Below are 8,965 nucleotides of genomic sequence, written 5' to 3'. Positions count from 1 at the left end.
TTCTCGCCGAGAATGTTTTTTTGCGCCTGCTCTGAGAGTTCATGGACAGCTTTGCAGTTCATAAGCGCATTTGATTTTTCACTATCAATAACCACCAGACAATACTGTTCAGACACTGTGTCAAAGTAACTTGTCATGACTCTTGCACCCCACGCATCCACATGCGTTTGCTCCTCTATTTTTCGTATTTCCGCACAAACCGTGGAAGACGCCACCAATAAGACTGTCAAAACGAGTTTTCTCATCGAATGTACTCCAAATGTCAAAGATCAAATCATAAGAAAGCCAGAATTTGGCTTGCCCCTTCAATGAGAGGTCAATCTTCGACATTCCTTCCAATGAAAAGTTCCATCGTTCGTTGGTTTTTTACAACGGCACTCATTCATATCCGCTTTTCAAAAAGCCGAATGCACCATTTCAGCACAACTTCAAACGTTTATTCTCTGCTTTTTTGGCCTCACGCCGGGCTCTGAAAAAGGAGGAAATGATTTCGCTACACTCCTCTTCAAGAACCCCGGGAGTCATTTCCACCCGATAATTCATATAGGGCAACTCCAATGTTCGGCTCTGACTGACCAGAGCCCCGGCCTTGGGTTCCAGGGCACCAAAAATCACCCGTTTTAGCCGACTGTGGATAATCGCTCCGGCACACATGGTACAGGGTTCAAGGGTCACGTAGAGTTCACAATCCACCAATCGGTAGTTGTTGAGGGTGGCGGCCGCTTCCTGTAAGGCCATTACCTCAGCATGGGCCATCGGATTGCAGCCGCTGATGGGCTGGTTAAAACCCCGGCCTATTATTTCGCCACCCCTGACCACAACGGCCCCGACCGGAACCTCATCTTTTTCCCGGGCTTTTTCCGCTTCCTTCAGGGCCTCGCGCATCCAGAGGCTATCCGTGTTTTGATCTGCCAAAAAAGAATCTCACTACTCAACGAAGAAACTGCCGTGAGTTAACGATTCAACTCACACGTAAAAAAAAAGTTGAAACAAGTATACAGACGTTCGCCACTTTGACCGATAAAGACACTAATCAAGTTCTGGAGTTCTCCGGATCGGGTGTTCAGGAATTCTCCAACGCAATGCAAAAGAGCGATATATACTGAGAGTTAATTATCGTTATTTCAGTTTCTGACTAAGTACCATTGGAGGGTATGATCGAATGAGTTACAAGCAAAATGTAGAAGAGAATATACAGCATTTTGCAGAGAGCATCGGTCTGGGCGAGCTCAGCTTAAATGAACACGATGCCTGCGGTCTCTGTTTTGATGATACCCTGATCGTGAATATGGAATATCTGGAAGAAGACGAAGCACTGGTGTTTGTCTCTTCAGTAAAACCCATGGATGCTCACGACGATGCCAAAACCAGCCTCTACGAAAAGCTCCTGTCACTGAACCTTCAGCATCACAGTATGCAGGGTGCTTTTCACGCTCTGAACCATGACAAGTCTGAAATTCTGCTGATTCGCTCTATGCAGGCTTCGTCGGACTACGGCAACTTTGAGTCCACCCTGGAGAAGTTCGTCAACACACTTGAATGGGTGATCTCCGAGGTGAATAATACTGAAAGCGATGGTACCGCACCACCCAAAGAGAGTGGTCCAAAGCCTCCTCCCACCGCTCCCGGCGGACCTGGAGACATGGGTATGATGGTCTGATTCTTGATCAACACACCGAAAAAGAGGGCTTATTCAGCCCTCTTTTTCTTTCTGACTAATCAAATCCTGAACAGAAAAAAAACAACGGGTAACAAAGGAGACGGGGATCGTGGCCGAAGCACTTAACTACCTCACTTCTGCGCTTCAAAATGCGGTTGAAAGCAGCCGGCTACTGGATATTCGTGGCCGTGTTACCGAAGTACAGGGCATGATCATCAAAGCGGCGGTTCCCGGTGTCAAGATTGGCGAGTTGTGTGAGCTGGTGACGCCAAACGATGACAGGACCAGCTACGCCGAGGTCGTTGGCTTTCAGGGGCACGAAACGGTACTCTCTCCCATGGGTGAAATCATGGGTATCTCCTCCACAACAGAAGTGATTCCCACGGGTAAGGTTCACCATGTAGGCGTTGGCTCTCACCTTCTGGGTCACGTGCTTGATGGTATGGGAAACCCTTTAAACCCGGAAGCCTTCGACGGAGTGGAGCCTGATACCTGGTATCCGGTTTATGCCGACAGTCCTGACCCCATGACTCGCCAGATCATTGATAAACCATTACCACTGGGCCTGAGAGTCCTGGATGGCGTACTGACCTGCGGAGAAGGACAGCGTATGGGGATCTTCGCTGCCGCCGGCGGTGGTAAGAGTACGCTGCTCTCGATGCTGGTTAAAGGGGCTGAAGTGGATGTCACAGTCCTCGCGCTGATCGGTGAAAGGGGACGGGAACTCAGGGAATTTATCGAGCATGATCTGGGCCCGGAAGGCGTCCAGAAGTCCGTCATTATCGTTGCCACTTCTGACAAATCGTCCATGGAAAGAGCCAAAGCGGCCTATACTGCCACAGCCGTCGCAGAGTATTTCAGGGACAAAGGTAAAAAAGTCCTTCTGCTAATGGATTCCGTCACCCGTTTTGCCCGTGCCCAGCGTGAAATAGGTCTGGCAGCCGGCGAGCCGCCAACCCGTCGAGGTTTTCCACCCTCAGTCTTTGCCACGCTTCCCAAGTTAATGGAGCGTGCCGGTATGTCTGATACAGGTTCAATCACAGCACTCTACACCGTACTGGTAGAAGGTGACGATATGACTGAACCGGTAGCGGATGAGACCCGATCCATTCTGGACGGACACATCATCCTTTCCAGAAAGTTGGCTGCCGCTAACCACTACCCGGCCATTGATGTGCTATCCAGTGCCAGCCGTGTCATGAATGCCATCACCCCGGAAGAGCACAAAGCCGCAGCGGGCAAACTCAGGGAACTTCTGGCCAAGTTCGAAGAGATTGAACTGCTGGTTAAGGTCGGTGAGTATAAAGCGGGCTCAGATGCAGTGGCGGATGAAGCCTTGCGGAAAATAGACGCCATAAGAACCTTTCTGAAGCAGCGCACCGATGAACTGAGTGACTATGACACCACCATCCAGCAACTGCGTCGTGTCGTTGGAGTCTGATCTGAATGCTGCACGAACTTCTCAAGGTTAAGCAGATTCGGGAAAAGTCTGCTCAGGACGAAGTTCGCAAGTGTGAATATCGTCTGGAGCAGGCTCAGCTGGAAGTCAAAAACAAAGAGCAGGAACTGGAAGAGTACATTGACTGGCGCTGTAAAGAAGAAGAAAGGCTCTACGATAACATTATCAATACTGCGGTGAAGCAGAATGAACTGGATCAGCTAAAAGCCAAGGTAGCCCAGATGCGTGAAAAGGATGTTCTGCTGGAACAGGCCATCAACGAAGCCAGACAGAATGTCGAAAAGGCCAAAGAACAGCTTGAGCAGGCCCGTGAAGATCATGCGAAAGCCATGCAGGCTGTGGAAAAGTTTGAAGAGTTTACCAAAGCTCAGGACGAGGAAGCCGCAAAGGAAGCCGCTCGCCTCGAAGATCTGGAAATGGAAGAATTTACTGTTCGTCCGAAATTCTAGGGTGCACAGATCGCAAGGAGGCCAACCATGCAGCCCACACACTCTAATCAGAATGTTCAGCAGAATAGCAACAACCAGCCCGCTCAAAATCAGAGCCAGAATCAGAGCCAGAAAGTGTCTGAGGATCAGGCTTCTGACTTTTCCAAAAAAATGAAAAAGAAAGAAGATCCGAAAAGTACCAAAGGGGAATCCAAGGGCGATCAAAGCCTTGAAAGCCTGATGGCAGAGCGCAGAAAAAGTGCCAAGGAAGCTCTGGAAGGCAAGTTCAAAGACCAGGGCGGTGGCCGTGAAGGTCAGGAAGGTCAAAAAGGTCAGGAAGGTCAAAAAGGTCTAGAAGAGGGTGCCATGCAGTCTCTGCGTGACGGCACTGAGCATGTGATCGGTCAGGTTAGGGAAACCCAGCAGGCCTCTGAAGTTCAATTGAAAAGCATTCAGGCCGTCAGTGGCCCCAAAGAAATCAATGAAGTCATCAACAAGCTGGTTGATAAAATCATGGTGTCTTCAAAAGACGCTATCGAAGGAGCCGAAGTTCGAATCACTCTGAAAGACAATATTCTGCCGGGCACCGAAATCCGTATTCAGAGAGTCTCTGGTGAACTGCAAGTGACCATGAATACCTCTTCAGCAGACTCCCACAACTTTCTGCAAGCCAATGAAGCCAGCTTGATGAAGAATCTCGAAAAGCTGGGTGAAAAAGTTCAGGTCAACATCAACCTGTCTGGCGGAGGTGGCGAACAGAGTGAGGGGCGTTCCCGGCAGGAGTACGTGGGTGAAGAAGAACAGGAAAACGATGATTCCTGAGAGAACGGATAAACACTGATGGAACCAATACCACTGAAGTTTGAATCAATATCAGCAACCGAGCTTCAGTTGGGGCAGCTCCTGTGTCGTCGCAAAACCCGCTACCAGATTCAACTGAACGGTATCGAATTCACTGTCTCTCTTGCCGGTCTTGATCACCAGACCTCCAGCTGGCAGGCCGATATAGAACTGGCTGGCTACCCCAACAAACTCTATCTGGGCCATCAGGTTCTGGATTTTCTTTTGCCCAAAAAGCTCGACCATCAAATCATTAAAAAACTGCCTGAAAGTCTTCGTGAAGCGGCTATTTCGAGCAGCCTGACCCCCTTGTTTAATTTTTTGGGCCAGATGCTGGGTCAGTCTGTCACACTCACTCATCTCAAACCTGCCGAGCAAACAGACGCCCCTTTAATTGCAGTGGATCTTGAAGCCGGGAGCATCCGTTCCAGCATTCAGATTGAGTATTCCGAGGTGATAGAGAACCTGTTGAAGTCAATTCCACCTCATCAATCTATCTCACTGCCCGATATACCTTTATGGGTATCCCTGCAAAAAGGCAGTACCTCACTGAACCGCAGTGAACTCAATGATCTGGAAGAAGGCGACATTGTTTTTCTGGAAAAATATGTCAGTCACTCAGAGGTGATTGTAAAAATCAAACAGAATGCTGCGTTTCTCGGCACTCTTGAGGATACCCGGCTCACTATTTCACAGAGGCTTCAGCCGATGGAAGATTATTCTGCCCAAGGGTACACAGAGCATGAAGAGCCTATGCCAGAAGGTGAAGCTCCGCAAGCACCTGCTACCCCTATTGATCTTCATGATTTGCCCGTGATGCTGATGTTCGAAGTAGGCGAACAACAGCTGACATTCGCAGAATTGCAAAGCCTGACGCCTGGGTATGTTTTCCAGCTCAGTAACCCTGTGGAAGCACCGGTCAAGATCAGAGCCAATGGCCAGCTGATTGGTAAATGCCAGTTGGTGGAAATAGAAGGCCGCCTCGGAGCCCGGATTACAGAACTCACGGGAAAGACCGAATCCTAATAACCAGGCAGTACATCCAGTAGAGCAGGTTCCCGCCATGGAAAGCGGCATACTGAATTTGACCAGCCCATTTTATTTGATGGTGCCACTGGCACTGATGGCGCTGATTCCATTCATGGCAGTCATGGGCACTTCTTTTTTGAAACTGGTGGTGGTCTTTTCCATTCTCAGAAACGCCACCGGTCTTCAGCAGATTCCTCCCAACATTGCCATGAACGCGCTGGCCATTATTTTGACACTCTACATCATGGCACCTATAGGCTATCAGTCTTATGAATTGCTGGAACCTGAAAAGATTAATTTTGAGGATCTGTCCTGGATCGAATCCTTCAAGCTGGCCAGCGCCCCTTACAAGCAATTTCTCAAAGACAACACCAACGAAAAAGAGCGTAACTTCTTTCTGAAGTCTGCACGCCTTCTGTGGCCAAAAAAATACCAGCAGGAACTCTCGGGGGATGACTTTATTGTGCTGCTGCCCTCTTTTTGTATCACGGAATTGACCAAGGCGTTCCAAATTGGCTTTTTGCTCTATTTGCCTTTCATCGTCATCGACCTGATCGTCTCAAACATCCTGCTGGCCATGGGTATGATGATGGTCTCTCCCATGACCATATCCCTGCCTTTCAAACTGCTCCTGTTTGTCTTGCTGGACGGTTGGACCCGTTTGATTCAGGGACTGGTATTAAGTTATGGCTAGAAAGCCTCAAGGGAAAAGAGCATGGTAGATTCGGACATCATTCAGCTGACAGCTCAGGCACTGATGCTGACTCTGGTTTTATCCATGCCTCCGATCATTGCCGCGGCTGGCGTAGGTCTGCTGATCAGTTTGATCCAGGCCCTGACCCAGATCCAGGAGCAAACCCTGCCCTTTGCCTTCAAGCTGATTGCCGTCATCATCAGCATCTTTGCCACTGCCCGATGGTTGGGCATTGAGATTTATCATTACTCTCTGGCCATCATGAACAAAATACCGGACCTATAACCGGGTAATCCGCCATGGTCATCCCAATAGATGAGCTAAAAGAGTGGTTTTATGTATTTACCATGGGCATGCCCAGAATTGTTGCCCTGTTCACTCTGATCCCTTTCCTGCACAAACGCATGCTGGGTGGCGCCATGATGCGAAATGGCATTTGCGCCTGCATGGTCCTGTTTCTCCATCCTATGCTGGCAGAACACAAACCCGATGAAGCCCTCACCATTTATGCTACGGCCGGATTTGTTCTTAAAGAAGCTTTTATAGGGGCCATTATCGGGTTTTGTATCACCATTCCATTCTGGGCACTGGAGTCAGCGGGGTTCTTCATTGATAACCAACGGGGGGCTTCCATGGCCAGCGCCCTGAATCCTCTGTCGGGTGCGGAAACATCACCCATGGGTGTCTTGTTCTCTCAGGCTTTTACCGCTATTTTCATGGTCAGTGGCTTATTTCTGCTGTTGCTGCAAAGTCTGTTCATCAGCTATGACGTATGGCCTGTGTTCAGTTTCTATCCCAGACTGAACCCTGAAGCCACTACTTTTTTCCTGAATCAGTTCAACCTGATTATTGGACTGGCCATGTGGCTTTCTGCCCCCGTCATTATCTCCATGTTTATCACAGAATTTGGCATCGCCCTGATCAGCCGCTCAGCCCCTCAGCTGAACGTATTTATTCTGGCCATGCCGATCAAATCCGGTGTCGCGGCAGCCATCCTGGTGGTTTACGTCAGCACGATTCTACAACTGGCCAAAAAACATGACGAAAGCATTCCCATGATTTTTAAAACCGTGGGAGAGCTCTGGAAATGAGTGCTGAAAAGACAGAGAAACCTACACCAAAAAAACTGCGTGACGCCCGAAAAAAAGGTCAGGTCGCCAAGAGTAAAGAAGTATCCAGCACCTTTGGCATTATCGCCGTGGTCTGCACCCTCTGGTTTATGAGCGATACCTATCTCAACACCATTCAGGAAATGGTGATCCTTCCCGCAACGGTTTATAACGAAAACTTTCAGGACGCTTTCAAGATTGTCACCCGGGGCATTCTTGATAAATCCATTGAGCTACTGTTACCCTTGGTTATGGTATCCATGCTGTCTGCCATCATAGGCAACATTATGCAGTTTGGCTTTCTGCTGGCCGGTGAATCGGTAAAACCCGACCTGAAAAAGATCAGTCCCATTGCCGGATTCAAGCGCATCTTTGCCATCAAAAATCTGGTGGAATTCTTCAAGTCCGTTATCAAGATTGTGTTTCTTTCCATCGTTGTTTACTTCGTCATCAAAAACAGCCTCGCTGATATGGTCAACCTCCCTTACTGTGGTAATGACTGTATCCTCCCTGTTGTCGGGGTTTTGATGAAAAAACTGATGATCTACGCCATTGCGGCTTTCTTAGTGATCTCGGTGCTGGACTATCTTTTCGAGAAGCAACAGTTCACCAAAGAAAATAAAATGTCCAAGGATGAAGTCAAACGCGAACACAAAGAGATGGAAGGTAGCCCTGAAATCAAGGGTAAACGAAAAGAAATTCACCAGGAAATTCTCAACGAAGCAGAAAACACCAAGAAATCAGACGTTGTTATCAAAAACCCGACTCACCTGGCCATCGGCCTGCACTATAAACAGGATGTGACACCACTGCCCGTGGTGACGGTTAAAGGCCGGGGTGGACGTGCACGCTTTATTGTGAAAATTGCCGATAAAGAAGGCATCCCCGTTATGGAGAATGTCCCCCTGGCCCACGCCCTGTTTGATACGGACATTGCCAGTTTCATCCCCAGCGATTTGATTGAACCGGTGGCAGAAGTATTCCGATGGGTAGAAGACCTCAAGGAAAAACAGGGCCTCTCAGACGACTCTTAAGGTTGAACAATGCAAAACCTCTGCTCAACTCTCCAGAGTATTTCTGGGCCCCACTGGCCGCCAGGCCGGTGAAATGACATTGGGCATTTCCGAGCGGTTCAGCAAGGGAGCCTTACACAGGGCGAACTCGCCGTAACGATGGTTGATCTCATCAATGGTCGCCAGTAGTTTTTCCTTTTTAATATCCTCTTCCTTGAACAGTTCTCCTTGCCCATGTTTGGGTCGCGGGTCCAGGGCTCCGACGTGTACCTGATGCACTCCCCGGCTTCTCTCTCCTTCATCCCAGTAGACATCCAGGAAAAAGTCTGCCAGTGCCATAATCAGATCGCCATCGGATGTTGGGGTTGTCGTCTTCAGCTTTTTGCTGACCCAGCCTCCGGGCGTATTCACGCCAATGGCAAACAACCGGGCTTCAAAGTCATAACGTCTGAGACGAGCGGCCACCTTTTCACACATATGCAGCAGATAGGTTCTCAGGATGGTTTTATCCCGGGTATTGGGCGGAATCACCTTACCGTGCCCGATACTCTGGGGCACGCCTACCTCTTTATGCAGTGGCTCCGGGTCCATGCCCTGGGCCATCAGCCAGATGCGTTTGCCCAGATTACCAAAACGCTTGCCCAGCACGCTAATGGGCACTTTCTGCATATCACCGCAACGACGCACACCGTACTGAGCCAGGTAACGCCCAATACCTGAACCGACGCCACAC

11 protein-coding genes and 1 pseudogene are annotated in these 8,965 nt (G+C 49.3%); 9 read left to right on the top strand and 3 right to left on the bottom strand.

Annotated elements, in window-relative coordinates; all coding sequences use genetic code 11:
* Together KDK18_RS12860 and tadA are read right to left on the bottom strand one after the other, a co-directional pair.
* Positions 1–245: hypothetical protein (locus KDK18_RS12860; RefSeq protein ID WP_257255327.1), on the bottom strand; the 245-nt coding region annotated here is incomplete at its 3' end.
* Between the two features lie 172 nt (positions 246–417).
* Positions 418–915, bottom strand: a complete 498-nt coding sequence (tadA, locus tag KDK18_RS12855) for a tRNA adenosine(34) deaminase TadA (RefSeq protein ID WP_257255326.1) — start codon at positions 913–915, stop codon at positions 418–420.
* A 247-nt stretch (positions 916–1,162) separates the two neighbouring features.
* Between tadA and KDK18_RS12850 the strand changes: the two genes are divergently transcribed.
* The 9 genes from KDK18_RS12850 (at position 1,163) to sctU (ending at position 8,253) form a co-directional block, all read left to right on the top strand.
* Positions 1,163–1,660 (top strand): type III secretion system chaperone, encoded by a 498-nt coding sequence (locus tag KDK18_RS12850; protein WP_257255325.1) that lies wholly within the window; start codon positions 1,163–1,165, stop codon positions 1,658–1,660.
* 109 nt (positions 1,661–1,769) lie between these two features.
* On the top strand, positions 1,770–3,101 hold the full coding sequence (sctN, locus tag KDK18_RS12845; RefSeq protein WP_257255324.1) for a type III secretion system ATPase SctN: 1,332 nt from the start codon (positions 1,770–1,772) through the stop codon (positions 3,099–3,101).
* 5 nt (positions 3,102–3,106) lie between these two features.
* Entirely contained in the window at positions 3,107–3,568 is a 462-nt protein-coding gene (locus KDK18_RS12840) for a type III secretion protein (protein ID WP_257255323.1), read from the top strand.
* Between the two features lie 27 nt (positions 3,569–3,595).
* Positions 3,596–4,369: a type III secretion HpaP family protein gene (locus KDK18_RS12835; protein ID WP_257255322.1), complete on the top strand. Its 774-nt coding sequence runs from the start codon at positions 3,596–3,598 to the stop codon at positions 4,367–4,369.
* Between the two features lie 18 nt (positions 4,370–4,387).
* Positions 4,388–5,413 carry a type III secretion system cytoplasmic ring protein SctQ gene (gene sctQ, locus KDK18_RS12830; protein WP_257255321.1) on the top strand — a complete coding sequence of 342 codons (1,026 nt, stop codon included), beginning with the start codon at positions 4,388–4,390 and terminating at the stop codon, positions 5,411–5,413.
* A 37-nt stretch (positions 5,414–5,450) separates the two neighbouring features.
* Complete coding sequence (gene sctR / locus KDK18_RS12825; protein WP_257255320.1) at positions 5,451–6,110, top strand: type III secretion system export apparatus subunit SctR; 660 nt, start codon at positions 5,451–5,453, stop codon at positions 6,108–6,110.
* Positions 6,111–6,131: 21 nt separating this feature from the next.
* Positions 6,132–6,395: a type III secretion system export apparatus subunit SctS gene (gene sctS / locus KDK18_RS12820; protein WP_257255319.1), complete on the top strand. Its 264-nt coding sequence runs from the start codon at positions 6,132–6,134 to the stop codon at positions 6,393–6,395.
* Positions 6,396–6,409: 14 nt separating this feature from the next.
* Positions 6,410–7,201 (top strand): type III secretion system export apparatus subunit SctT, encoded by a 792-nt coding sequence (gene sctT, locus KDK18_RS12815; RefSeq protein WP_257255318.1) that lies wholly within the window; start codon positions 6,410–6,412, stop codon positions 7,199–7,201.
* Positions 7,198–8,253, top strand: coding sequence for a type III secretion system export apparatus subunit SctU (sctU, locus tag KDK18_RS12810; protein WP_257255317.1), 1,056 nt, complete (start codon positions 7,198–7,200; stop codon positions 8,251–8,253). The genes sctT and sctU overlap by 4 nt, the downstream gene beginning before the upstream one ends.
* 24 nt (positions 8,254–8,277) lie before the next feature.
* On the opposite strand, the pseudogene KDK18_RS12805 reads toward sctU, so the two are convergent.
* Positions 8,278–8,965: pseudogene (locus KDK18_RS12805) on the bottom strand (hypothetical protein); the annotation flags it as partial.

It is taken from the genome of Endozoicomonas sp. SESOKO3, from assembly GCF_024606255.1.
Note: the sequence above shows the minus strand (reverse complement) of the source record. Positions and strands in the feature narration are given on the sequence as shown.

Bases quoted from the DNA above. Each gene is read 5' to 3' on its own strand.
- KDK18_RS12850 (WP_257255325.1), top strand. From the start codon at position 1,163: ATGAGTTACAAGCAAAATGTAGAAGAGAATATACAGCATTTTGCAGAG.
- KDK18_RS12840 (WP_257255323.1), top strand. From the start codon at position 3,107: ATGCTGCACGAACTTCTCAAGGTTAAGCAGATTCGGGAAAAGTCTGCT.
- KDK18_RS12835 (WP_257255322.1), top strand. From the start codon at position 3,596: ATGCAGCCCACACACTCTAATCAGAATGTTCAGCAGAATAGCAACAAC.
- sctQ (WP_257255321.1), top strand. From the start codon at position 4,388: ATGGAACCAATACCACTGAAGTTTGAATCAATATCAGCAACCGAGCTT.
- sctR (WP_257255320.1), top strand. From the start codon at position 5,451: ATGGAAAGCGGCATACTGAATTTGACCAGCCCATTTTATTTGATGGTG.
- sctS (WP_257255319.1), top strand. From the start codon at position 6,132: ATGGTAGATTCGGACATCATTCAGCTGACAGCTCAGGCACTGATGCTG.
- sctT (WP_257255318.1), top strand. From the start codon at position 6,410: ATGGTCATCCCAATAGATGAGCTAAAAGAGTGGTTTTATGTATTTACC.
- sctU (WP_257255317.1), top strand. From the start codon at position 7,198: ATGAGTGCTGAAAAGACAGAGAAACCTACACCAAAAAAACTGCGTGAC.